The following is a 24,299-nucleotide window of genomic DNA, read 5'->3' as shown; positions in this document are numbered from 1 at the left end:
AGATGGACCAGCCATACGCCACTCGTACGGGTTCACCGGCATGGCGGCGCGTACGGACGGTCGGGGATGTAAGTGGCCCACTCCTCTGCGGTGATCGGGTCGCCGACGGTTTCACAGATCCGGACGGCGGCTCGCTCGGGGTCGGTCGTCCACAAGTAGACGCGTTGATCTGCGCCGCCGGCGACCACGGTGTGCCGGTCGGGGTGGACGTCGGTGGTGTAGACCGCATCGTTGGGCAGGGTCAACGTGGCGATGCGTTCGCGAGTGCGGACGTCCCACATCCACACCGTGGCGTCGGTGATGGCGGCGACCAGCGTGGTGCCGTCGCTGCTGAACGCCACCTGGTACACATAGTTGGTCGGGCCTCGCAGCGGCGGATTGATGGGCACGGGATGGTCGATCGTGGTGACGTCCCAGAGCCGGACCGTCCGGTCGGCGCTACCCGACGCCAGCATGCGCCCGTCAGGGCTGAATGCCACCGAATAGATGTAGTGATTGGCGGCGGCGATCGGGCCGCCCACGGGCGTTACCTTGCGCGGGTCGGTGACGTCCCAGACGCGGACCGTCTTGTCGGAGTTGGCTGCGGCAAGATAGCGCCCGTCAGAGCTGAACGCGACGGAGAAGACGGTGCCGGTGAAGCCGGTGAGCGTGGCCAGCAGAGTGATCCGCGCCGGATCGGCGGTGTCCCAGAGCTTCACGAAGGTGTCGCGGCTGCCGGTGGCGAGGACTCGGCCGTCGGGGTTGAAGTTGAGCGCTTCGATCTGGTGGTTGTGGGCAGTGATTGGTACCCCACGTGCCTTGGGCCGGGACGGGTCGGTAACGTCCCACAGCCGTATGGTGCCCGACCGGCCATGCCCGGTAGCCAGGGTGCGACTGTCGGGCGTGAACGCCAGGGCGGAATTGAAGGAGTCGGGGTTCGATAAACCAGGACCGAGCAGGGCCGGGTGGTCGGGGTCGGCGACGTCGTAGAGGCGGGTGTCGTCGCTGCCGACGGCAAGCAGGCGCCGGTCAGGGCTGAACCTAGTGGCGCTGACCGTTCCGGGCAGTTCCAGCGTCGGCGCGGCGATAGGCCACAGCCGGGCGTAGCCGTCGTTGGCGGTGGTGACAATTGTCTTGCCGTCGGGGGCAAATTTGACGGCGGTCACCGGTACCGGATGCGGCAGGGTGGCGGTGACCGTGCCGGTGGCCACGTCGAAGACCCGTACGCCAGATTCGGCGTCGGAACTGGCAACGGCGAGGCTTGCGTTGTCGGGGCTAAAGGCGACCGAGTTGATCCAGCTACTGACCCCGGCCAGCACGGTGGCTGCGGGCGGGCCGGTGCTCGCCCACAAGTAGGCGTTCGTGTCGGCGCTGCCGGCGGCGACCAACCGGCCGTTGGGGCTGGCCGCGACCTGGCCGATCTCCTTGGTCGGGCCTGCAAGCGTCGCGGTGCGCACCGGGCTCGCGGGCGTCGCGACGTTCCAGAGGGTCACCTTTCCGTCGGCCGACCCCACCACGAGCGTGGTCGGGTCGCGGAACACCACCGACTTGGCAGCCTGCGTCGAGACCGTCAGCGGCGAACCGGCAGGGATGAACTGGCCTGCCTCGTCACGGACGAATAGGTGTACGTCCCCGCCGGACGTTGCGGCGGCCAGGAGCGCACCATCAGCGGTGAACGCGAGTGAGTAGACCCGTCCGTCGAAACCCGTAAGCGGGTCAACGGCTACCGGTGCTGCGGGTTCGGCAGTGTTCCACAGCCGAATCCGAGCGTCGGCACCGGCTGCGGCGAGCAGCCGCCCGTCGTGGCTGAACGCCACGTTATAGATCTTGGCATCCGATCCAGACGGAAGAGTGACAAGGCGGGTTGGGTGGTCACCATCGAGCGACCAAAGTCTCACCCCGGTTTCGGTGCTGGCGGCAAGCACCCGACCAGTGGGGTCGAACGCGGCCGCGTACATAATGCCGTCGCTGTCGCTGCCCCGCAGCCGAGTTGCCGCACGCATGGCGGAGGCGTCGAGCAGCGCAGAGCGCGACTCAACTGTTGGTGCGGCGCGGTAGGCCGCCACGGCCAATTGCCGGGCGGCCGTCGGGTCCTTGGTCCGCAGATCGGCGGACCGCACGGCGATGGCGCGTGACTGGGCCTGGTCGCGCTGCTGGTTTGCGGCATGGCGGAGAGCGAGGGCTTCTCCGCGCTGGACGAAGGCGAACACCGACAGCCCTGCCACCAGCACCAGCATGGCCGCTAGGGCGGCGATGGTGCGCTGCAGGCGGCGGGTGAGCCGCCGGCCGTATTGCAGGCTCGCTGCGACGAATTCGGTCGTGGCGCTTGGTACTCGGCGGCGCCGGTCGGCGATCCACTCCTGGGCGGCGGCGAGCCGGCTACCCTGATATAGCGCCGACGGATCCGGGTGGTCACGCCAGGCAGCCGCGTCGGCGACCAGTTGCTGGCCGACCATGTGGCCGGCCCGGTCGCTGTCGAGCCACCCCCGAAGCTGCGGCCAGGCAGTCAGCACAGCTTCGTGGCTGATCTCCACTGTGCCGGTGTCGACGGTGATGATCCGCTGCGTGACGAACCGGTCGAGCACCTGCTGCTGCACAATCGCGTCGGCACCGCCGATCAGATGCTCGACGGGTACACGGCGGCGGGTGTCGACGGCGTCGATGGTTACGTGGACCAGGTCCAGGAACAGGCAGCGGGCGAGGTCTTGCTGCTCCCTGGTCAGCTCGTTGTAGACACGGTCGGCGGTGGCGGCCACTGCGCCGTCAATTCCGCCGACTTGCCGATAGCCCTCCGCCGTCAGGCGACGATCGGGGCTGTTCAGGTACATCGCGGAGAGGGTGTGCGACAGCAGGGGCAGCGCACCCGGGTCGTGAGCGACTCGGTGCCCGGAACCTGTCAAGTCAACTGAGACAATTTCTTGATTTTGTTTAGCTTTGTGCTGGTGGAAGAGGGGCTCCGGCCGAGGTCACGGCCTGTTCCGGGTGGCTGTTGTCGGGTTTGTTGATCCATGCCCGGTCCGGTAGCCGGGGTGGTTGGGGACGGCGGCGTCCGAACCGTTCGGGATGTGCGGCCCAGGCGGCGTCGAGGGTGCGTTGCCGCTGTTCACGGATCTGTCCGGCGGTGCCGTGGTGGACCGATGCCGGGGTGTGCAGGCCGATCCCGGAGTGCCGGTGTTCGTGGTTGTAGTAGCTGTAGAACGCTTCGCAGTGCTGTCGGGCGTGCTGGATCGATCCGAACCGCTCTGGGAACGTGGGGTCGTACTTGAGTGTCTTGAAGCTGGCCTCGATGTACGGGTTGTCGTTGGAGGTCTTGGGCCGGCTGTGGCTGCGGCCGATTTTGAGATCGGTCAGCAGCTGGGTGACGGTCTTGCTGGTCATCGCGGCGCCGCGGTCGGCGTGCACGGTCAGCTGATCGGGGTTCACGCGTTCGCGGGCGGCGGCGTCGGCGATCAGCGCTTCGGCGAGTTGGCCGTCCTCGTGGGCGGCGACCATGTGCCCGACGACGTAGCGGGACCAGATGTCGATCACCGTGTAAAGGTGGAACCAGACGCCCTTGACCGGGCCGCGCAGCTTCGTGATGTCCCACGACCACACCTGATTCGCGGCGTCGGCGACCAGTTCGGGTTTGGTCCGGGCCGGATGGGTGGCCTGGCTGCGGCGTTCGCCGGTCTGCCCGGCGGCCCGCAGGATCCGGTACATCGTGGACTCCGAGCACCACCAGCGGCCCTCGTCGAGTTCGCGGGCCCACACCTGCGCCGGGGCCAGATCCACGTATGGCGGGCTGTTGAGCAGGTCCAGGACCTGCCGGCGTTCAGGCTCGGTCAGCGCGGACGGCGGCGGCTTACGCGGCGCCCGTGGCCGGGAGACCAGCGGCGGGGCACTACGGCGATACAGCGTCGCCCTCGACAGGCCGGTCAGCCGGCACGCGGGCGCGATGCCCCACAACGGCGTCAGCGCCGCCTGCGCCTCGGCGAGGACGAGTTCGGCATCGCCACGGCATCCGCGCTCTCGGAGAGCAGTTCCAAGAGCGCGTGAGCTTTTCCCATGATCGACAACGCGGTCTGGGTCTTGTTCAACTCGGCCTGCAGGCGGGCGTTCTCCCGCTGAAGACGGGAAAGTTCAGCGTTCTCGGCCTTCTTCGCCGCCCGCGCAGCCGATTGCCGCCGGTCCGTCAGGCCGGCCGCGGCTCCGGCATCCCGCGCCTTGCGCCAGTCGAGAAGGTGTGAACCGTACAGCCGTTCCCGGCGCAGAATCGCCCCGCGAGCCGCCGCATCCGGCGCCGACTCGTACTCGTCCAGAATCCTCGCCTTGAACTCCGCGGTGAATGTCCGCCGCTGGGGCCGGGCGTCCGGATCCAGACTCTCATGGGGCCTCGACGTCATGCTGATGTGCTCTCCTCAGGGCCGTCCAGGAAGAGTATCCCCTGGTAGACGGGCTGTCTCACATCAGCGTGACAGGGAGGGGTTGACGTCACTTGCTCCGGCCCGTGGGCTGCCGTCGTGTCCGTGCCCTCGCGATCCCCGGTCGTCGGGGGTAGTCCTGCGGCAGGTGCCGGTAGATCGAACGCAGCGACTTGCCGATTCTCTCGGCTAGCAGTTCAGGGTCCAGGTTGGGTTCTTTGCGTAACCAGTAGGCCACTGCCTCTGCGGTTCCCTTGGGCGCCTCCGAGTCTCTGTCGTCGTCGACCTCGCCGCCGACGGCGTCCTGATCGTCGTTCATCTCGTCGTTGTCGCCATCGCCGGCAGCGTTTGTGTCGTTCTCGCTCTCGCCTGCCGAGTCCGCCACGACTGGTCCTTCCAGCGGTGGCACGTGTGCAACATCGTTCGGGGCGGGCTGTGGCTTCTGCTGGCCGGTGCCTGGCGCGTCTGCCGCAGACGGGGTGGACTCAGGCACCGGGGGAGGGTCGGCGGAGCCATCTCGCCTGAACCGGCGGCGGCGACTGGAGCTGTGTGCCGTGATGATCCGTTCCGGGGCGAGGTCTGCGGCGAGGAGCGTGGTCAGCCCGTTGTAGTCGGCGCTGGCTGCGAGGCGCGCCGCGATCTCGTCCAGGTCGTACACCTGCACTGCGATGTCGGCGGTGGTCGGGTCGACTGCGGTTTTGATTTTGCGGTGGAGCACTTTGGCGATCGCGGCGTCGCGGCGTTGGCGGGCGGTCGCGGCGTGGGCCGCCTTCAGGGACTCGTACAGGTCGAGGCTGTCGGCCTTGGCGATGGACCGTGCCCGGGAGGTGATGATGGGGTGGCGGATCCAGTGCCCGAGCACCTCGTATGTGGGCGGTGTGGGTGGCAGCTCTCCGGTGAGGCGCAGCCGGTCGCGGCGCTGGTTGCCGGTGTGCATCATCCAGACGAGGTAGCCGAGGGCGGACATGCCTGAGAAGAAGCCGCCGACTAGGTGGTCGGGGTGAGCGGCCCAGTTGAAGGCTACGGCGCCGGCGGCGATGGCAGCCGACAGCAGGCGGGAGGCGATCGCCTGTTCGCCGAGGCGGCGTCGTACGTCGGCGTTGGCCATCACGACCACGCCGCCGAGTTCGAGGGCCGCGACGGCCGGGGCCGCGACGATCAGGGGGACGTCCAGCGTGTGGACGGCGCCGGTGACCTGGCCGACGAGGGCGACCAGCAGGACCAGGACGTAGAACGTCTGGCGCGTCCATGCCGCGTGCCGGACGGCTCTGATCAGGTCGGCGTCGAGCGCGTCGCGGGTCATGGGGGACGTGGCGCGACGACTCGTCGCGCCCATCTCGCGGTCGCTGTCCGGTGGGATATTGCTGCCGGGGATGGTCGCTCTGGACGGCCACGCGGTGTTGTTGTGGCCGGCGTTCGCCGCTTGCACGCCGTCGCGGCCGGGCGCGGGCTGATCGGGACGACTGCCGCGGGTCGTCTCGTATCCCGGTGGGTGGAGTGTCATGCGCGTCGTCCGCTGTCACGGGGTTGCGGTTGCCCGGCTGGCTGGCGCTGCCGCAGTCCGGCGATGAGCCGTTCGGCGAGGTCGATGGTGTCCTCGCTGGGGTCGGCGTCGATCTCGTCGAGCCGGCGGGTGAGGGTCCGGTGCAGGGCGCGGATCTCGTTGAGGTGTCCCAGTGCGGCGTGGGTGCGCATCGCCTGTTGGTAGAGGGGCTCGGCGTATGGGTCGTGGCGTATCGCGGTGTCCAGCACTGTGAGGGCTTCGGCGGGGTCGGTGGTCGTGGCGGCGAGGGCGAGGTGGGCGTCGAGGGCTTGGCGGCGGATGCCTTCGCGGTGGACCTCGATCCACTCGTAGTCGAAGCCGTCGGCGAGTGCGCCACCGTAGGCGGGGACTGTAAAAACAACGGTGTAACTCCGATCAAGGGAGTAGCACCTGATGACGATCACGACCGATGCGGTGGACACTGCCGCTGTGCCCGGTGACGAGAAGGCCAAGCGGCCGCGTACGAAGACGACGCCAGGGGGTGTCGACCCGGCGCTGGTGTCACAGCTGGTGACCCAGGCTCGTGAGCAGGGGCTGCAGCTGTCCGGTGAGGGTGGGCTGCTGCAGCAGCTGACGAAGATCGTGCTGGAGTCGGCCCTCGATGGTGAGATCACCGACCACCTCGGCTACGACAAACACGACCAGGCCGGCGCGAACTCCGGCAACTCCCGCAACGGCAACCGGTCCAAGACGGTGCTCACCGATGTCGGGCCGGTGCAGATCGACGTGCCACGCGATCGAGCGGGCTCGTTCGAACCGGCCATCGTCAAGAAGCGTCAGCGCAGGTTGTCCGGGGTGGAGGACCTGGTGCTGTCGCTGTCGGCGAAGGGCCTGACCACCGGCGAGATCTCCGCGCATCTGGCCGAGGTCTACGGCGCCGAGGTCTCCCGCCAGACGATCTCCACCATCACCGACAAGGTGATGGACGGTATGACCGAGTGGCAGAACCGGCCCCTCGATCCGGTCTACCCGGTGGTCTTCCTCGACGCCATCAACGTCAAGATCAGGGACGGGAAGGTCGCCAACCGGCCGATCTACGTCGCTCTCGCGGTCACCGCCGACGGCCACCGAGACATCCTCGGCCTGTGGGCCGGCGACGGCGGGGAGGGCGCCAAGTTCTGGCTGCAGATCTGCACCGAACTGAAGAACCGGGGCGTCGACGACGTGCTCATGGCCGTCTGTGACGGACTGACCGGCCTGCCGGATGCCATCGGAGAGGTCTGGCCCCGCACCGTGGTCCAGACCTGCGTGGTGCACCTGCTCAGGAACTCGTTCCGCTACGCGGCCCGCCAGCACTGGGACGCGATTGCCAAGGCACTCAAACCGGTCTACACCGCACCGACCGAGGCCGCCGCTACCGAACGATTCCTCGAGTTCGCCGAGGCATGGAGCAGCCGCTACCCGGCGATCGTGAAGCTGTGGGAGAACGCCTGGGCCGAGTTCGTGCCGTTCCTGGCCTTCGACGCCGAGATCCGCCGGATCATCTGCTCCACCAACGCCATCGAAAGCGTCAACGCCCGCATCCGCCGCGCCGTCCGCGCCCGCGGACACTTCCCCAACGAGCAAGCCGCCCTCAAGTGCGTCTACCTCGCGGTGATGAGCCTCGACCCGACCGGGCAAGGCCGCAAACGCTGGGCCACCCGCTGGAAGAGCGCACTCAACGCCTTCGACATCACCTTCGACGGACGCCTGTCCGCCGGCCGCAAGTAGAAGATCAACCAACCCCAGTTACACCGTTAACTTGACAGACCCCCGTGTATCTCCGATCTGGCATGGCGTCGCAGGGGTGTCGTCGCGTCGCGTGGTGCGCGTTGCTCGGGCGGGTCCTGCGGATCTCGGTTGATCAGCGTGGACCGGGCCACGGCGACGGCCGGGCCTGGGCGAGCGGTTGGGTGAGTGTCGGCGCCGGTTCGTGGGGAGGCACGATGGTTGCTGTGACCGTTCCTGTCCGTGCGCCGCTCGCCGTGGTGGAGGCGGTGCTGGAGCGGTTGACCTACGTCAACGAGGAGACCGGCTACACCGTCGCTCGTGTCGCCACCGACCGTGGCGGTGACCTGTCGACGGTGGTCGGCGCGTTGTTGGGGGCGCAGCCCGGGGAGAGCTTGCGGCTGCACGGCCGCTGGTCTTCGCATCCGAAGTACGGCCGGCAGTTCGAGGTCGAGTCCTACACCACCGTCTTGCCGGCCACGATCCAGGGCATCCAGCGCTACCTCGGCTCCGGGCTGGTGAAGGGCATCGGACCGGTCTTCGCCGAACGGATCGTCGCGCACTTCGGTCTGGGCACCCTGAGGGTCATCGAAGAGGAGCCGGCGCGGCTGGTGGAGGTGCCGGGGCTGGGCCCGAAACGCACCGCGAAGATCACCGCGGCGTGGGAGGAACAGAAGGCCATCAAGGAGGTCATGGTCTTCCTGCAGGGCGTCGGCGTGTCCACGTCCCTGGCGGTGCGGATCTACAAGCAGTACGGCGACGCGTCCACCGACGTGGTGACGAAGGAGCCGTACCGGCTGGCCGCCGATGTGTGGGGCATCGGTTTCAAGACCGCCGACACCATCGCCCGGTCGGTGGGGATCCCACACGACAGCCCGCAGCGGGTCATGGCCGGCCTGCAGTACACCCTGTCCGAGGCCACCGACAACGATTCGTGCCTCCTCGGTGCTCACACGGCTCGATCGGTCGGGGCGGCCACCGGGGGATACGTGTTGGCGGCGTACCAGTCACCGCGGCCCTGCGGCAGCAGGTCGAGCACGTTCCACACCGGAGAGAGCAGGTCGATGCCGCGTTCGGAGCCGTCGACGAAGTTGGCCGGCTGGCTGTAGAAGTGCCGGATGCCGTCGCCGTCGCGGACCAGCACGCTGATCATCGGGCGCTGGTCGCCGTTCGGGTGCTCGGCGCGCAGGTCGGCGTTGAAGCCGGTGCCGTGGCTGGAGAGCAGCCGCAGGCCGTCCCAGCCGCGCCGGGCGCCCCAGGCGCGCAGCTTCGCCGCCGGGGCCTTGCCGACCACCACGAACGCGGCGTGCTGCGCGATGTGGTGCCTGACGCCGTGGAACCCGTCCACCCACAACGAGCACATCGGGCAGGCGGCGTCGGCGTCCGGGTGGAACATCAGGTGGTAGACGACGAGCGTGCGGTGCGCGCCGAAGAGCGCGGAGAGCCGGACGGGACGCAGCGGGCCGGGCGCGGTCAGGTCGGCCGGTCCCTCGGTGAGCGCGACGTCGGCCACCGGCGCGCCGAGCGGCAGCTCCCGCCGGGCCGCGGCGACCCGTTCGACCTCGTCGCTCAGGCGACGTTCGGCCTCGGCCAGGCGCAGCCGCGCCGCCACGTATGCGGCGTCGGCGCCGTCCGGCCACATCGGCAGCGGCGGCCGGGTCGCGTCATCGGTCATTCTCGTCGTCCTTCCTCGACCCGTACCAACGCCGGGCATTCGCTATAGGATATAGAAGTGAATTGCGGGTAGGCGTCGACGAAGGGGGCACGCGTGACGGAGACGACCGCGCCAACATGGCTGCCGCAGCACGACCCGCTCGCCACCGCCGACGTCCACGAGTGGCTCGCCGACTGGCGCCGCCGGGCCGGGATGCGCGTGGACGTGGTGCCGCTGGCCGGCCTGCGCGGCTGGCGCCAGGACGCCGACACCGGAGTCCTGGCCCACCGAAGCGGCCGGTTCTTCCGGGTGGAAGGGCTCTCCGTCGAGATGCCGGGCGCGGCCGTGCCCCGCTGGGACCAGCCGGTGCTGCACCAGCCGGAAGTGGGCATCCTCGGCCTGCTGGCCCGCCGCGACGGCGACACGCTGCGCGTGCTGGTGCAGGCCAAGGCCGAGCCCGGCAACCAGGATGGCCACCAGCTCGCGCCCACCGTCCAGGCCACCCGCAGCAACTGGACCGGTGTGCACGGCGGTCGGCCGGTGCCGTTCCTGCACCACTTCCGCGACCCGGACCCGCGCCGGGTGATCGTGGACGTCCGCCAGTCCGAGCACGGCTCCTGGTTCCTGCGCAAACGCAACCGCAACATGGTGGTGCTCACCGACGAGGACATCGTGCCGCCGCCCGGGTTCCGCTGGCTCAGCCTGGCCCAGGTGCACCGGCTCCTGCGCCACGACGACCTGGTCAACATGGACATCCGTACCGTGCTCTCGTGTCTGCCGGCGGAGCTGACGGCCCGGACGGCCGCCCCGGCGCGGGACGCCTTCACGGCCGCGCTGCGCCGCTCCTGCCGGCCCGGGACGGGCAGCCGGCATCGCACCGGCGAGCTGCTGCACTGGATCACCGACGTCCGCAGCCGGACCGAGGTGGGCGCCGACCGCACGGCGCTGCGCGGACGGGCGGCGTGGCATCTCGGCGAGGTCTCCCTGCGTCACGACAGCGGGCTGTTCTTCGAGGTCATCGGCGTGGACGTGGACGCCGAGGGGCGCGAGGTGGCGAGCTGGTCGCAGCCGATGCTGCGGCCCTGCGGGCAGGGGGTGGTGGCGTTCCTGGCCACCCGCCTCGACGGTGTGCTGCACGTGCTGGCGCACGCCCGGGTCGAAGCGGGCTTCGTTGACGTGGTGGAGCTGGCACCGACGGTCCAGTGCACGCCCGCCACGCTCGACTACCTGCCCGCCGCGGCGCGTCCGCCCTTCCTGGACCAGGTGCTCGACGCGCCGCCGGAACGGGTCCGGTTCCGTGCGGTCCTCTCGGAGGAGGGCGGGCGGCTCTACCGTGCCCGCAGCAGCTATCTGGTGGTGGAGACCGACGACGTTGACCTGGAGAGCGACCAGTACCGCTGGGTGACGCTGCACCAGCTCTCGGAACTGCTGCGGCACAGCAACTACGTGAACGTCTCGGCCCGCAGCCTGATCGCCTGCCTGCGCGGGCTGCTGGACGCCGGCTGAGCGGGCGGACCGGGCCGCTCCCGGTCCGCCCGCCGTCACGGCGGTCAGTCGCCGAAGCCGGCCGGGTGGGCGTCGCCCACCGCGTTGAGCAGCACACCCTGCTCCAGCAGCGCCTTGCAGGCGCAGAGCACCATGGTGAACCCGCCCATGGAGTCGATCGCCTTCGCCACGGCCTGGTCGGCGGTGCCGGTGAAGCCGGTCTCGGTGATCCGGACCAGCGTCGTGTCACCCTCGCCCGGCAGGAACCGCCATTCGAGCTGGGTGGGGGACTCCGGGTCCCACTCGGCCAGGATGCGGCTGTTCTCCTCGACGTCCTTGACGGTCACCACGGTGGAGACGCCGTACATCTCCCAGTCCCAGGTGACCGTGGCGCCGGGTTCGAGCCGGCCGCTGCTCCTGGTGAACCAGAACTTCGTGGTCACCGCCGGGTCCGCGAACGCCTGGAAGACCTCGGCGACAGGTTTGCGGATGAGCATCTGCGCGGTGACGGCAGGCGGTTGTGTCAAACGGTCGCTGTCCACGGGGTAGCCGTGTTCCCTTCTCGTGTCATCGGCACTGGTACAAAACGGTGGCGGGTCAGGCCCGCCGGCGGTACAGGAACATGGAGAGCGGCGCGAAGACGGCCACCAGCGCCGCGCAGCCGGCCAGCGCCGCGCCGACCTCACCGGCGGTCGCCGTGCCGTGGGCCAGGCCGCGCGCGGCGGTGATGGTCAACGCGAACGGGTTCAGGCCGACCACCGCCTGCAGCCAGCCGGGCAGCGTCTCCTGCGGCACGAAGAAGTTGCTGACGAACGACACCGGAAAGACGATCGCCTGGCAGGCGCTCAGCGCGGCGGTCGGTGACTTCAGGGCGAGCCCGAAGACCACGTACACCCAGGAGAAGGAGAAGACGAACACCAGGGTGATCAGGATCGTGGCGAGGACGCCGAGCACGCCGCCGTCGGGCCGGAAGCCGACCGCGAGCCCGACCGCCACGGCGACCGCGCAGCCGACGACGTAGAGCACGTTGTTGCCGAGCAGCGTGCCGACGATCGCGGCGGGACGCCAGATGGCGAGCGCGCGGAAGCGGTCGGTCACCTCACGGGAGTTGTCCAGGTTGACCACCGCGCCGATCCGCATGCTGATCATGATCCCGGTGAACACCACGATGCCCGGGATGTAGAACTGCATGTAGCTCGACGTCGAGCCGGCCAGGGCGCCGCCGAACAGGAAGCCGAAGACGAGCGTGAACATGATTGGCACGCCGAGCGCCTCGAGGATCTGCGTCGGGTCGCGGCGGACCTTCTGCACCGCCCGCCACGCGAAGGTCAGCGTGGACGACAGCGCGCCGGGACGCGCCGGCCGTTCCGTCGCCCGCGCCGACACGCCACGGCCGGGGCCGGCCTCCACCAGACTGCTCACGCCGCCTCCTCGGTCTCGGTCCGCGAGTCGTCCGCCCGGTGCCCGGTCAGGGCGAGGAACACCTGGTCCAGGGTGGCGTGGCCGAAGGCGTACTCGGCCAGCCCGACGCCGGCCCCGGTGAGGGCGGCCAGCGCGCGGGTGGCGTCCTCCTCGGCCGACGCCTGCGCGGTCAGCTCCAGCGGGACGGCCCCGGCGTGCACCGTCGTGCCCAGCGCGCCGGTCAGCGTCCGCTCGGCCGCCTCCCGCTGCGCGGCGTCGCGCAGCCGCACCCGCAGCACGCTCGAACCGACCGACCGCTTCAGCTCCACCGGCGTGCCCTCGGCGATGACCCGGCCGTGGTCGACGACCGCGATCCGGTCGGCGAGCTGGTCGGCCTCGTCCAGATACTGCGTGGTGAGCAGCACGGTCGCGCCCTCGCCGACCATGCCCCGGACGAGTTCCCACACCTGGTTGCGACTGTGCGGGTCCAGCCCGGTCGTCGGCTCGTCGAGGAACATCAGGTCGGGTGTCACCACCATGCTGCTGGCGATGTCGAGCCGCCGGCGCATGCCGCCGGAGTAGGTCCGGACCAGCCGGCCGGCGGCGTCCTCCAGGTCGAACGTGGCGAGCAGCTCCTCGGCGCGGCGGCGTGCCGCGCCCCAGGAGAAGCCGCGCAGCCGGGAGAGCAGGACGAGATTGTCCCGGCCGGACAGTTCCTCGTCGACCGAGGAGTACTGCCCGGTCAGCCCGATCCGGTCGCGGATCGCCCCGGCCTCGCGCACCACGTCGTGGCCGAGCACGCGGACCTCGCCGCTGTCGGGCGGGACGAGCGTGGCGAGCGTGCGGACTATCGTCGTCTTGCCGGCGCCGTTGGGGCCGAGCACCCCGAACACGCTTCCGGCCGACACGCGCAGATCTACGCCGTCCAGCGCGCGCACCTCGCCGTAGGATTTGCGCAATCTGGTGACCTCGATGGCGGCACTGTCGGTCTGCTGTGTGGACAAGCCAGCCGTACGCGACATTGTGTTCACAAACATATAGTAGCAGGACGTTTCGCTCCGGTCACGCTCTTGATCCGCGCGTCGCGCGCGTTCTACCGCACCGTGATCCTCGCATGGACACCTGCCGGTCGACAGCTATAGCATTCTCAAGCAAGAAGTTGCCGCGAGAGTGAGGAGCGGACGTGTCCACACGCGAGCTGACCGACATCGACGAGGTGGCGGAGATCTACGACGACGGCGCCTGGGCCGTCGAGGTGCTCGGCGGAAACATCCACTTCGGATGGTGGGAGGACGACGACGACCGCACCCCCTTCCTGGAGGCCATCAACCGGTTCACCGACATCGTCGGCGACCGGCTCGCGCTGCGCCCGGGCGAGCGGCTACTCGACGTCGGCTGCGGCGCCGGTGAGCCGGCGATCCGGCTCGGCCAGCGCAGCGACGCCGACATCACCGGCATCACCAACAGCACCGAGCACCTCAAGCGGGCCCGGGAACGGGTGAACGAGTCCGGGCTGCGCGGCCAGGTCCACTTCGAGCTGGGCGACGCCGCCGCGCTGAGCTACCCGGACGCTTCCTTCGACAAGGTGCTCGCCTTCGAGTCCCTGGTGCACGCCCAGGACCGCCGGCAGTGGCTCGCCGAGATCGGCCGCGTGCTCAAGCCGGGCGGCCGACTCGTGTTCACCGACCTCGCCGAGGACGCCCCGCTCACCGAACGGGACCGGCAGATCCTCACCGACTTCACCCTCGCCCCGCCCGGCCCGCCGATGGCCGCGTTCGACCTGGTCCGCGACGCCGGCTTCGTGGTGGACGAGTTCCTCAGCTGCGGCGACAAGATCAGCCGCTCGTTCCCCGCGTACCACGAGCGGGTGCAGCAGCGGCGCGACACGCTCGCCGCCGCGCACGGAGCCGAGAAGATCGACGCCTTCCTCGCCGAGATGCCGGCCGTGCTCGACGTCCTGCGCACCAAGGTCGGCTGCGTCGTCATCGCCGCGCACAAGCCGCGCTGAACCGGCCCGCGGCGCACCGGTGACCGAAGGAACAGGCAGATGACCGCCCTCGCCGTCAGCGGCTGCCGGATCTGCGGCGGCCCGGTGACCGAGATGCTCGACCTCGGCCGCCAACCCCTCTCCGACGCGTTCCCCCGCCCGGCCGACGTCGCCGACGAGTTCTTCTATCGCCTCGCGCTCGGCCGGTGCGCCGACTGCACGATGGTCCAGCTCGTCGAGGAGGTGCCCCGCGAGCGGATGTTCCACCACGACTACCCGTACCGCTCGTCGCTGTCGTCGGTGATGCGCGCGCACTTCACCGGCACCGGCCGGGAACTGCTCGCCACCAAGCTGACCCGGCCCGGCGCGTTCTGCGTCGAGCTGGGCTGCAACGACGGGGTGATGCTGCGGACCGTGGCGCAGGCCGGCGTACGCCACCTCGGCTTCGAACCGTCCGCCGGGGTGGCCGAGCTGGCCCGTGGGCAGGGCGTACGGGTGCGTACCGACTTCTTCGAGGAGAAGACCGCCGCCGACGTACTCGCCACCGACGGGCCGGCCGACGTCGTCTACGCTGCCAACACGATCTGCCACTTGCCCTACCTGGACTCGGTGCTGCGCGGGGCGCGGCTGCTGCTCGCCCCCGGCGGCGTCCTCGTCTTCGAGGACCCGTACCTCGGCGACATCCTCGCCAGGACCGCCTTCGACCAGATCTACGACGAGCACTTCTACTACTTCACCGCCCACTCGGTCCGGGCCGCCGCGGCCCGCTTCGGACTGGAACTCGTGGACGTGCGCCGGCTGCCCGTGCACGGCGGCGAGGTGCGCTACACGCTCGCCCACGCCGGGGCGCGTACCCCGTCCCCGGCCGTCGCCGACCTGCTGCGCCAGGAACGGGAACTCGGTGTGACCGGGGTGCCGGCGCTGCGCCGGTTCGCCGACGCCGTCGCGCGCACCCGGGCCGACCTGGTCGCGCTGCTGCGCTCGCTGAAGGAGGAGGGCCGCACCGTCGCCGCCTACGGGGCCACCGCGAAGAGCGCCACCGTCACCAACTACTGCGGGCTCGGGCCGGACCTGATCGCGTACGTCTGTGACACCACCCCGACCAAGCAGGGCCGGCTGACCCCGGGCGCGCACATCCCGGTCCGCCCGCCCGAGGCATTCGCCGACCCGTACCCGGACTACGCGGTCCTGTTCGCCTGGAACCACGCCGAGGAGATCATGGCGAAGGAGACCGGCTTCCGGGCCGCCGGAGGCCGGTGGATCCACTACGTGCCCACCGTGCGCGTACGGTGACGGCATCGGTGGCGCGCGGCTTCTACCGCGCCGGATACCCGGAGATCTACGACCTGGTGATGCGGCACCGGGGCCGCGACCACACGGCCGAGGCCGCCACGCTCGCCCGGACGGTCCGGCGGCGGAACCCTGCCGCCGCCTCGCTGCTCGACGTGGCCTGCGGCACCGGGCTGCACCTGGAGCACCTGCGGACCCACTTCGCGCCGGTGACCGGGGTGGACCTGTCCGCGGAGATGCTCGCCCGCGCCGGCGCCCGGGTGCCCGACGTGGCCCTGCACGAGGGCGACATGCGCGAGCTGAACCTGGATGCGGCCTTCGACGTCGTGGTCTGCCTCTTCGCGGTGCCGCACCTGCGCGGCGCCGCCGAACTGGACCGGACCGTCGCGCGGCTGCGCGCCCACCTGACGCCGGGCGGCGTGCTGGTGGTCGAGCCCTGGTACACGCCCGAGGCGCTCGTCCCCGGCTACGTGGCCCGTGACATGGTGCAGGAGCAGGACCGGGTGGTGGTCCGGCTGTCCCACTCGACGTGGCTCGACGACGCGCGCGACCGCATCCGGATGACCGTGCACCAGGCGTACGCCGACCCGGAGGCGGGCATCCGGCACGACACCGCGACGACCGAGCTGACGCTGTTCCGGCCGGAGCACTTCGCCGCCGCGTTCGCCCGCGCCGGGCTCGCCGCCTCGCACGTCACGGCGCCGCCGTTCCGCTGGGGCCTGTGGATCGCCCGGCCGGCGGACGCCCGATGACCAGGCACCGGCCCCGGGCGGTCGTGCTCGGCGGCACCGGGTTCGTCGACGCACACGTCGCGGACGCCTTCGCCGACGCGGGTCACGACGTGCTCACGGTGGCCCGCCGTGCCCCGGCCGGCCGCCGACACCGGTTCACCGCGCTGGACCTCGGCGGCACCGATCCGGAGACGCTGGCGCGGCTCCTGGACGCCGAGGAACCGGCCGCCGTGGTCGACGCCACCGGCAGCAGCTGGGGACTGGAGCCCGGGCGGATGGCGGAGCGCTGCACCCGGCTCAGCGCGCTGCTGCTCGACGCGCTGCGCCACGCCGCCTGCCGCCCCCGGCTGGTGCACCTCGGCTCGGTGCTGGAGTACGGCCCGCAGCTGGCCGATCCGCGCCGTACGCAGGCGCCGGACACCGAGTACGGCCGGGCGAAGCTCGTCGCGACCCGCGCGGTGCTCGCGGCCGCCGACGCCGGTGACGTCGACGCGGTGGTGCTGCGCGTGGTCAACGCGCTCGGCCCGGGCCTGCCCGCGACCAGCCTGCTGGGCCGGGTCGCCGCCGCGCTGGCGCCGGCCGCGCGGTCCGGCGTTCCCGCGCGGGTGACGCTGGCCCCGCTGGAGGCCCGCCGCGACGTGGTCGACGTCCGGGACGCCGCCGAGGCCGTGCTGGCCGCCGCCGGGCGCCCGGTGACCGGCCGCGTCCTCGACATCGGCCGCGGCGAGGCGGTGCCGGTGCGGACACTGGTCCGGCTCCTGGTGGAGGTCAGCGGCGTGCCCACGACGGTGGTGGAACACGCCGGCCCGGCCGGCTGGCGGGCCGCCACCCGGTGGTCGTACGTCGACCCGGCGCCCGCCGCCGCCGCGCTCGGCTGGCGGCCCCGCCGCGACCTGCGCCGGGCGGTCACCGACTTCTGGCACGACGAGCTGCGCCGGCAACCCGGGGAGCCGGCGGCGGCGGGGACGCCGCGACAGCGGGCGCGGTGACGCCGGTGCGGGGCGGCGAATCGGCAGGTGGCGCGACCGGCGTCACCGCTCGGCGGTACGGCGTCGGCCGTGCCGCCTCGGCGACAGGGAGGGCAGGAGTCATGCGCGTACTGTTCATGCCGGGTCCGGCCATCGGCCACGCGTTCCCGCTGGTACCGCTCGGGTGGGCGTTCCGCGCCGCCGGGCACGAGGTCGTCTTCGTCACCGCCGGTGACGCGCTGGCGGTGGCTCGGGCCGGGCTGCCGGTCCTGGACGCCGTGCCCGGACGCACCACCTCGGACATGCAGGCGCAGTTCATCCGCGACGTGCCGCGCCTCTTCGAGCCGATCGGCGCCGACCCGATCGGAGAGATGGAGGAGCGCAAGCCGTACATCGTCTCGGCCTGGGACCCGTTCGTGGACGCCCACGTCGCGCTCGGCGAGTGGGTGCAGCCGGACCTGGTGGTGTACGACCCGATCTTCGCGGTCGGCCCGGTCGTCGCCGCCCGGCTGAAGGTGCCGGCGGTGGCGCACAGCCTCGGGCTGGCCCGGTTCACCCCCGACCTGCTGCGCGAGCTGCCCGGCGCGGTGGCGATGCGCCGGCACGGCGTGACGCTGCCCGAGGGCATCCCGACCGTCGACATCGCGCCGCCCAGCCTGGTCGAGGGCGGGCCGGCCGAGACCTCCATGCGCTACGTGCCGTACAACGGTGGCGGGGTGCTGCCCGACTGGCTCCGGTCGCCGGTCGACCGGCCCCGGATCGCCGTCACCTTCGGCACGCTCGGCGGGCCGGACCGGTTCGCCGCCGGCATCGAGCGGGTGCTCGCCGCCGCGTCTGGGCTGGACGCCGAGTTCGTGCTGGCGATCGGGGAGTCGGCCGTCCCGGCCGTCCTGCCGCCGAACGTGCGTACCACCGGCTGGGTGCCACTGAACCAGCTGCTGCGCGGCTGCGCCGCCGCGATTCACCACGGCGGGGACGGCACGACGCTGACCTGCGCCGCGCTCGGCGTCCGCCAGCTGGTGCTGCCCGGCTCACCGGACGAGCTGGTCACCGGCGAGCTGCTGCGCGCCCGAGGGCTGGCGCACGTGCTGGGCTCGGTGGACGAGCTGGACGCCGCCGCGATCGGCCGTCTGCTCACCGACGCGGAGCTGGGCCGGGTGACCGGGGAGGTGCGGGCCGAGATCGCGGCGCTGCCGTCCCCGGCCGAGGTGGTGCCCCGGCTGGCGGCGGCGGCGTGAGCCTGGACGCCCCGCGGCGGCGGGCGGCTCGTCGTCGCCCGCCGTCGCTCCCGCTCAGCGCAGGTGCGCGTCGGCCACCGCGAAGAGCAGCCCGTGCGGGTTCGCCTTGCCGGTGTCGCCGTGCGGCCAGCTCGTTCGGTAGAAGCCCACGCAGCGCCGGCCGGTGTGCTCGTCGCGGAACGCGCGGTCCTCGGTGAGCCGGCCCGCCGGGTCGACCAGCGCCTCGCAGATCCGGGCGTCACCGTCGAGGCCGGTGGGCGCCACGAAGTAGTTCGAGGTGACCACCCGGGAGACCTGGTCGGTCTGGCGGAAGTGCTTCCCGCCCGCCACCGGCCGGAACGTGTCCATCGCCCCCAGTGCGGGCCGCCGAGCGTGGTGTCCACGATCGGCAGCGCGCTGACCAGCGCGGGACAGTCCGGCTCGGCGCCGCCGCGTACGGTCTCGGCGATCGTGTCGATCTGGCACGAGGTCCGGCTCCCGGCGGCCAGGAGCCGGCGGATGTCCAGCACGTACACCATGCCGGACTCGGCGTTGACGGCCGGTGAGTTGTTGCCGCCGAACATCACCGTGTGGAACAGGAAGCGGTCGTCCGGGCTCACCATGAGCCAGCTCCCGCCGTCGGCCGCGCTGGTCGGGGTGTCGCGCGGGTAGATCCGGCGGAAGGCGGTCGCGTCGTCGAACACCTGCCGCCAGGTCAGCTCCCGCTTGGTGATGTCCGGCGTGTAGTAGACCGCGCCCATGCCGGTGGCCACGAACGCGCCGCGGTTGCGAGGCTTGTTCGTCACCGCGGGCTCCATGGCCAGCAGGCCCTCCCGGCTGAACTCGTCGTCGACCCGGTGCCCGTCGGGCAGGTACGACAGGGAGAGCAGGCGGGGCCGGTTGCGGTCGCTGATGTCGTACGTGCGGACCGTGCGGCGCTGCAGGTTGGGGTCGGTCACCAGGCCGGCGACGACGTGCCGCACCTCCACAAAGTCGCTGGTGACCAGCCGGTTCAGGTCCTCGCGCAGCGCGATGCCGTGCGGGTTGGCGCAGGTCGGCACCGGCAGCGCCGGCTGGTTGGGGCAGGATTCCGGGTCCTCGGCCCCCTTCTTCGCCGCCGGCATCTCGGCCAGCACCCGGCCGTCGGGGCCGAGCCGGACCACCTCGCCGGGGGAGCCGGCGAACCCGTTGCCGACGCGGGTCTGACCGTCGGAGTAGGTGCAGGGGCCGCTGACGTCGGGCCCGCCCATGTACGACCCGTACGCGGTGCCGTCGCGCAGGACGGTGAACGTGTCGGGAACCGAGCCGCACGGGGTGTCCTGCGGCAGCGTCACGCCGCTGAGCGAGACCCCGGGGTAGCCGGCTGACGTCGAAGACGGTGTCGCTGAGCAGGCCGCCCGCGTACACCTTGTCGCCCTTGCGCCAGGTGTACTGCATGTGGTGCGGCTCGTTGCCGAAGACCGAGTCGACGGTGACGGTGTTCGCCACCCGGCCGTAGTCGGGGGCGCCGGGAGTGGCGTCCACGACGGCGAGGGAGTCCGGGTCGGGCTTGCCGTCGGAGCCGGGCGCGGCGTCGCCGGTCCAGACCAGCAGCCACTGGCGGGCGGGCGCGCCCGCCCGCTCGGCGGCCTGGGCCGTGTGGGTGAGGTGATTGGTGATCCGGTACGGCCGGCCGTCGCTGCCGGTCACGGTGGAGGTGACCTGTCGCACGGACGCCCCGGCCGCGGCCGGGGGCGGCACCAGGCCGCTACTGACGGCGCCGAGCGCGACCACTCCGATGTGGGCGGCCCGCCGGAGCGGGCCACGCAGTTGTCGACGGGGCATGGACGTCCTCATGGTCACGTGCGGGATTGAGGCCGGAACACGTCAGGCGTCGCGGTCCAGGGGGACGGCGAGTGCCGGGGAGCGGGGCCTGCGGCAGCGGGCCTACTATGCGAATTGCAATTGTCAATTGACAAGGAATCGACTGTGGGGAGATCCACTCCGTGCAATTTCCATCGATGGCGGAAGGCGCCGGGATGGTCGACAACTGCCGATGTCCTGGCAGGTCAGGCAGGCTCCGAAGGCTTTCCGGGCAAGGGTGTTCGCGCACCCCGCCGGGGTGGCGCCACTGCCGGGGCGAGGCACCGCGGCGACGACGCCCCCGGGGAGGTCCGCCGCCATGACCGTCGGAGTCTGGAACTACCTGGCCGAGTACGAGAGTGAGCGCGAGGACGTCCTCGGCACCGTGGAACAGGTCTTCTCCTCCGGCCGGCTGGTGCTCGGCGACAGCGTGCGCGGCTTCGAGCGGGAGTTCGCCGCCTACCACGGCGTACCGCACTGCGTCGGGGTGGCCAACGGCACCGACGCCATCTCGCTGGCCCTCTGGGCGCTAGGCGTACGCCCCGGCGACGAGGTGGTCACCGGCGCCAACACGGCCGCGCCGACGGTGCTCGCCATCGACGCGGTGGGCGCGGTGCCGGTCTTCGTCGACGTGGACGAGGCGACCTGCCTGATGAACGTCGACCAGGTCGCCGACGCGATCACGGCACGGACCCGGGTGCTGCTCCCGGTGCACCTCTACGGGCAGTGCGTCGAGATGGTGCCGCTGCGGGCGCTCGCCGCCGCGCACGGCCTCGCGGTGCTGGAGGACTGCGCGCAGGCACACGGCGCGCGCCACCACGGCCGCGTGGTCGGGTCGCTCGGTGACGCCGCCGCCTTCTCCTTCTACCCGACCAAGGTGCTCGGCGCGTACGGCGACGGCGGCGCGACGATCACCGCCGGCCCGGACGTGGAGCGGCGCCTGCGCCGGCTGCGGTACTACGGGATGGAGGACCGTTACTACGTCGAGGAGACACCCGGCCGCAACAGCCGCCTGGACGAGGTGCAGGCGGAGATCCTGCGCCGCAAGCTGCGGCGGCTGGACCGCTACATCGCCGCCCGCCGCGCGATCGCCCGCTGCTACGACGACGGGCTCGCCAGCACCAGACTGACCCTCCCGGTCACCGCGCCCGGCAACGAGCACGTCCACTACCTCTACGTCGCGCGGCACCCGCGGCGCGACGAGATCCTGGAGGAGTTGCGCCCGCACGGCATCGAGCTGAACGTCAGCTACCGCTGGCCGGTGCACACCATGCGCGGCTTCGCCCACCTCGGCTACTCCGACGGGTCACTGCCGGTCACCGAGCGGCTGGCCGGGGAGATCTTCTCGCTGCCGATGTACCCGTCGCTGGACGCGGACACCCAGGACCGGGTGATCGACGCGCTGCGCAAGGTCCTGCGGGCCGGCTGAAGTCCCACGCCGGGCACCGCAAGAATTGAGAATCATTTAGCAAACCGCGCTCCTGCGGATCTACCATCTCGACATGGAGCCTTCCACGTTCAGCACCCCGGTCGGCGACTTCGCCGACCTCCGTGACGACTTCCTGCGGCTCACCACCGAGATCGGCTGGTGCACCGTCACCACTGTGGACGGACGTGACCGGCCGCGCAGCCGGATCATGCACGTCTCCTGGGAGGTCGGCGACGCCGGCCCGACCGGCTGGGTCAGCACCTCCCGCACCCCGGTCAAGACCGCCCACCTGGCCCGCAACCCGTACGTCTCGTGCAGCTACTGGACGCCCGCGCACGACGCCGTCTTCGTCGACTGCCGCGCCACCTGGCTGGAGCCGGGCGACACCAAACGCCACGTCTGGGACCTGGTCGCCGCCGAGGCGACCCAGCGCGGCTTCGACCCGTACGCGGTCTGGCCCGACGGCCCCACCGACGCCGGCTTCGAGGTGCTCCAGTTCGACCCCTGGCGGGTCCAGATCACCCTTCAGGACCTGGCCAACGGCCAGACCATCAGTTCGTCGCGGGTCTGGCACACCGCCGGACGGCCCGCGTCCACCGGCGCGCTGCTCTCCCGCTGATCCCGACCGGGCCGCCGTAGCACCCGGGCCGGCCCGTCACCGCCGACGCGGCGAACCGCGCGGCCCGACACCGAGGGAACGCACCATGACCAGCACCCTGCGCACACCCGCGTCGGCGCCCGGCCGCCTGCCCGTGCTCGGGCACGGCCTGCAGATGAAACGACGACCCGCCGAGTTCCTGCTCGAACTCCAGTCCGGCGAGCCGGTCGTCACCATCGCGCTCGGCAAGCGCCCGGCGTACGTGGTGAACGACCCGACCCTGATGCGCGAGCTGCTCCGCGACGGCGACACCTTCGTCCGGGGCGGGCCGATGACCGACCGCTTCCGGTCCATGTTCGGCAACGGCCTGGGCATCTCCGAGGGCGAGTTCCACCGCCGGCAGCGGGCGCTGATCCAGCCCGCCTTCCACCGCAACAAGGTCATCCACTACACCAAGCTGATGAGCCGGACGGTCGCCGGCAAGCTCGACTCCTGGCGCGACGGCCAGCGCCTCGCGGTCGAGACGGAGATGGACGAGCTGGCCCTCAGCAACGTCGTCGAGGTCGTCTTCGCCGGTGACCCGCGTCTCGACCGCGCCCGGTTCATGGCTGCGACCACCACCGTCCTGGGCGGACTGTTCCGCCGAATCACCGACGTGACCGGCGTGCTGACCCGCCTGCCCACCCAGGCCAACCGCGACTACGACGCCGCCGCCGAGTACCTGCGGGCCACCATCCGGCGGGTCATCACCGAGTACCGCGCGGCCGGCACCGACCACGGCGACCTGCTGTCGATGATGCTCTTCGCCCGCGACGAGGAGGGCCGGCCCGCGATGAGCGACGAGCAGGTCCACGACGAGGTGATGACGTTCTTCATCGCCGGCAGCAACACCATCGCCAACACGCTCTGCTGGGCGCTGCACCACGTCGGCGCCGACCCCGAGGTGCAGCGACGCCTGCACGCCGAGGTCGACCGGGTGCTCGACGGACGGGCCGCCGGCTACGCCGACGTGGCGTCGCTGGAGTACACCCGCCAGGTGCTCTCCGAGACGCTGCGGCTGCGCACCCAGGGCCTGTTCAACAACCGGGTCACCGCCCGCGACGCCGAACTGGGCGGCTACCTCATCCCGGCCGGCTCGGACGTGCTCTACAGCTTCCACGCCGTGCACCACAACCCGCGCATCTACCCCGAGCCCGAGCGCTTCGACCCGGACCGGTGGCTGCCGGAGCGGGCCCGGGGGCTGCCACGCGGCGCGTTCATGCCGTTCGCCACCGGCGTGCACGGCTGCATCGGCGACCAGTTCGCCTGGACCGAGATGATCGTCTCGCTGGCCAGCATCGCCGCCCGCTGGCGGCTGGAGCCGGTGCCCGGCCACGAGCCGAAGCCCGTGCCGGCCATGACCATGCCGGTCGACGCGCTGCCGATGACCGCACGCCGCCGTACCCGCTGACCGGACGACGCCCGGCCACCGGCCCACCGGGACCGGCGGCCGGGCGTCCGGCGGCTCAGAGTTCCCCGGCGATCACGTTGCCCGGCGCGTCCGGGTCGGCGCTGAGGTAGAACTCGTGCGCCGCCCGGCCGTACTCCTCGCTGGTGAGGTAGCCGTCCCGGTCGGTGTCGAGCCGGTCGAAGATCCGCTGGGTGTCCTCCGACCGCATGCCGCTCTTGCTCTGTGCCGCGAACATCTCCGCGTGGTTGATGCGCCCGTCCCGGTCGGCGTCGGCCACGTCGAACACGGCCAGGCTGAACGGCACCGCCGCGCTCGTCACGAACTCCGGGAACTCCGGCTTGTCGGCCCACGCCACCCACTCGGCGACCGTCACCCGCTTCTCGCCGTCGGGCCCGTCGCTGCCGCGCATCCCGCGCCACATCCGGGCCGCCGCGCCGTGGATCCGCCGCCAGCCCGGCGAGTACGGCGCGACGCCGTACGTGTCGCACCACATCTGGGCCATCGCGGTGATGTCCAGCCCGTCGATGACGCCGTCCCCGTCGGCGTCATACGAGGCGAAGACCTTCTCCAGCTTGCGGCGTTGCAGTTCGGTGGTCATCTCGGTCCCTTTCTTCGCGT

At 71.4% G+C, this 24,299-nt stretch carries 23 protein-coding genes and 1 pseudogene; 13 read left to right on the top strand and 11 right to left on the bottom strand.

Annotated features, from left to right (window positions below; genetic code table 11):
• Positions 1-32: 32 nt before the first annotated feature.
• From ID554_RS12015 to ID554_RS11995, 5 genes are all read right to left on the bottom strand, one after another.
• Entirely contained in the window at positions 33-2,879 is a 2,847-nt protein-coding gene (locus ID554_RS12015; RefSeq protein WP_396888510.1) for a WD40 repeat domain-containing protein, read from the bottom strand.
• Positions 2,880-2,907: 28 nt separating this feature from the next.
• Positions 2,908-3,924 carry an IS3 family transposase gene (locus ID554_RS12010; protein WP_113974893.1) on the bottom strand — a complete coding sequence of 339 codons (1,017 nt, stop codon included), beginning with the start codon at positions 3,922-3,924 and terminating at the stop codon, positions 2,908-2,910.
• 5 nt (positions 3,925-3,929) lie between these two features.
• Positions 3,930-4,361: a transposase gene (locus tag ID554_RS12005; protein WP_113974894.1), complete on the bottom strand. Its 432-nt coding sequence runs from the start codon at positions 4,359-4,361 to the stop codon at positions 3,930-3,932.
• An 88-nt stretch (positions 4,362-4,449) separates the two neighbouring features.
• The gene (locus ID554_RS12000) at positions 4,450-5,883 is read right to left on the bottom strand and encodes a hypothetical protein (protein WP_191088789.1); all 1,434 of its coding nucleotides are present in this window, start codon (positions 5,881-5,883) and stop codon (positions 4,450-4,452) included.
• Positions 5,880-6,326: an AfsR/SARP family transcriptional regulator gene (locus tag ID554_RS11995; protein ID WP_223884553.1), complete on the bottom strand. Its 447-nt coding sequence runs from the start codon at positions 6,324-6,326 to the stop codon at positions 5,880-5,882. The genes ID554_RS12000 and ID554_RS11995 overlap by 4 nt, the downstream gene beginning before the upstream one ends.
• On the opposite strand from ID554_RS11995, the gene ID554_RS11990 reads away from it, so the two are divergent.
• Complete coding sequence (locus ID554_RS11990) at positions 6,316-7,632, top strand: IS256 family transposase (protein WP_191088637.1); 1,317 nt, start codon at positions 6,316-6,318, stop codon at positions 7,630-7,632. The two genes, ID554_RS11995 and ID554_RS11990, sit on opposite strands and share 11 nt — an antisense overlap.
• A gap of 215 nt (positions 7,633-7,847) precedes the next feature.
• Positions 7,848-8,573: pseudogene (locus tag ID554_RS11985) on the top strand (helix-hairpin-helix domain-containing protein); the annotation flags it as partial.
• 5 nt (positions 8,574-8,578) lie between these two features.
• Here the strand turns inward: ID554_RS11985 and ID554_RS11980 are convergent.
• Positions 8,579-9,304: a DUF899 family protein gene (locus ID554_RS11980; RefSeq protein ID WP_199489286.1), complete on the bottom strand. Its 726-nt coding sequence runs from the start codon at positions 9,302-9,304 to the stop codon at positions 8,579-8,581.
• Positions 9,305-9,397: 93 nt separating this feature from the next.
• Between ID554_RS11980 and ID554_RS11975 the strand changes: the two genes are divergently transcribed.
• On the top strand, positions 9,398-10,789 hold the full coding sequence (locus tag ID554_RS11975; RefSeq protein WP_117230671.1) for an NDP-hexose 2,3-dehydratase family protein: 1,392 nt from the start codon (positions 9,398-9,400) through the stop codon (positions 10,787-10,789).
• A 44-nt stretch (positions 10,790-10,833) separates the two neighbouring features.
• Here ID554_RS11975 and ID554_RS11970 read toward each other — a convergent pair whose 3' ends face one another.
• The 3 genes from ID554_RS11970 to ID554_RS11960 all read right to left on the bottom strand — a co-directional run bounded on the left by ID554_RS11970 (position 10,834) and on the right by ID554_RS11960 (position 13,191).
• Positions 10,834-11,295 (bottom strand): SRPBCC family protein, encoded by a 462-nt coding sequence (locus ID554_RS11970; protein WP_117230691.1) that lies wholly within the window; start codon positions 11,293-11,295, stop codon positions 10,834-10,836.
• 70 nt (positions 11,296-11,365) lie between these two features.
• Positions 11,366-12,190 carry an ABC transporter permease gene (locus ID554_RS11965; protein ID WP_117230672.1) on the bottom strand — a complete coding sequence of 275 codons (825 nt, stop codon included), beginning with the start codon at positions 12,188-12,190 and terminating at the stop codon, positions 11,366-11,368.
• Complete coding sequence (locus tag ID554_RS11960) at positions 12,187-13,191, bottom strand: ATP-binding cassette domain-containing protein (protein WP_117230673.1); 1,005 nt, start codon at positions 13,189-13,191, stop codon at positions 12,187-12,189. The genes ID554_RS11965 and ID554_RS11960 overlap by 4 nt, the downstream gene beginning before the upstream one ends.
• A 161-nt stretch (positions 13,192-13,352) precedes the next feature.
• Here ID554_RS11960 and ID554_RS11955 point away from each other — a divergent pair, with 161 nt between their 5' ends.
• From ID554_RS11955 to ID554_RS11935, 5 genes are all read left to right on the top strand, one after another.
• Positions 13,353-14,177, top strand: coding sequence for an SAM-dependent methyltransferase (locus ID554_RS11955; RefSeq protein ID WP_117230674.1), 825 nt, complete (start codon positions 13,353-13,355; stop codon positions 14,175-14,177).
• A 39-nt stretch (positions 14,178-14,216) separates the two neighbouring features.
• Positions 14,217-15,449 (top strand): class I SAM-dependent methyltransferase, encoded by a 1,233-nt coding sequence (locus tag ID554_RS11950; protein ID WP_117230675.1) that lies wholly within the window; start codon positions 14,217-14,219, stop codon positions 15,447-15,449.
• A complete protein-coding gene (locus ID554_RS11945; protein WP_223884552.1) occupies positions 15,446-16,198 on the top strand; it encodes a class I SAM-dependent methyltransferase in 753 nt (250 codons plus the stop codon). The genes ID554_RS11950 and ID554_RS11945 overlap by 4 nt, the downstream gene beginning before the upstream one ends.
• Positions 16,195-17,166: an NAD-dependent epimerase/dehydratase family protein gene (locus tag ID554_RS11940; RefSeq protein ID WP_117230693.1), complete on the top strand. Its 972-nt coding sequence runs from the start codon at positions 16,195-16,197 to the stop codon at positions 17,164-17,166. The genes ID554_RS11945 and ID554_RS11940 overlap by 4 nt, the downstream gene beginning before the upstream one ends.
• Before the next feature lie 101 nt (positions 17,167-17,267).
• Complete coding sequence (locus ID554_RS11935; RefSeq protein ID WP_117230676.1) at positions 17,268-18,383, top strand: nucleotide disphospho-sugar-binding domain-containing protein; 1,116 nt, start codon at positions 17,268-17,270, stop codon at positions 18,381-18,383.
• Between the two features lie 54 nt (positions 18,384-18,437).
• On the opposite strand, the gene ID554_RS31595 is transcribed toward ID554_RS11935, so the two are convergent.
• A complete protein-coding gene (locus ID554_RS31595; protein WP_199489287.1) occupies positions 18,438-18,731 on the bottom strand; it encodes a hypothetical protein in 294 nt (97 codons plus the stop codon).
• Between the two features lie 24 nt (positions 18,732-18,755).
• On the opposite strand from ID554_RS31595, the gene ID554_RS31590 reads away from it, so the two are divergent.
• The 5 genes from ID554_RS31590 (at position 18,756) to ID554_RS11915 (ending at position 23,681) form a co-directional block, all read left to right on the top strand.
• Complete coding sequence (locus tag ID554_RS31590) at positions 18,756-19,034, top strand: hypothetical protein (RefSeq protein ID WP_199489288.1); 279 nt, start codon at positions 18,756-18,758, stop codon at positions 19,032-19,034.
• A 327-nt stretch (positions 19,035-19,361) separates the two neighbouring features.
• Complete coding sequence (locus ID554_RS31585; protein ID WP_199489289.1) at positions 19,362-19,568, top strand: hypothetical protein; 207 nt, start codon at positions 19,362-19,364, stop codon at positions 19,566-19,568.
• Between the two features lie 955 nt (positions 19,569-20,523).
• Positions 20,524-21,633 (top strand): DegT/DnrJ/EryC1/StrS family aminotransferase, encoded by a 1,110-nt coding sequence (locus ID554_RS11925; protein WP_117230677.1) that lies wholly within the window; start codon positions 20,524-20,526, stop codon positions 21,631-21,633.
• 73 nt (positions 21,634-21,706) lie between these two features.
• Complete coding sequence (locus ID554_RS11920; RefSeq protein WP_117230678.1) at positions 21,707-22,252, top strand: pyridoxamine 5'-phosphate oxidase family protein; 546 nt, start codon at positions 21,707-21,709, stop codon at positions 22,250-22,252.
• 85 nt (positions 22,253-22,337) lie between these two features.
• Positions 22,338-23,681 carry a cytochrome P450 gene (locus ID554_RS11915; RefSeq protein WP_117230679.1) on the top strand — a complete coding sequence of 448 codons (1,344 nt, stop codon included), beginning with the start codon at positions 22,338-22,340 and terminating at the stop codon, positions 23,679-23,681.
• Positions 23,682-23,736: 55 nt separating this feature from the next.
• Here the strand turns inward: ID554_RS11915 and ID554_RS11910 are convergent, their stop codons facing one another.
• Positions 23,737-24,279 carry an EF-hand domain-containing protein gene (locus ID554_RS11910; RefSeq protein ID WP_117230680.1) on the bottom strand — a complete coding sequence of 181 codons (543 nt, stop codon included), beginning with the start codon at positions 24,277-24,279 and terminating at the stop codon, positions 23,737-23,739.
• Between the last annotated feature and the right edge of the window lie 20 nt (positions 24,280-24,299).

The organism is Micromonospora craniellae (assembly GCF_014764405.1).
Classification (GTDB): domain Bacteria; phylum Actinomycetota; class Actinomycetes; order Mycobacteriales; family Micromonosporaceae; genus Micromonospora; species Micromonospora craniellae.
This window is presented reverse-complemented; position numbering and strand designations above follow the sequence as displayed.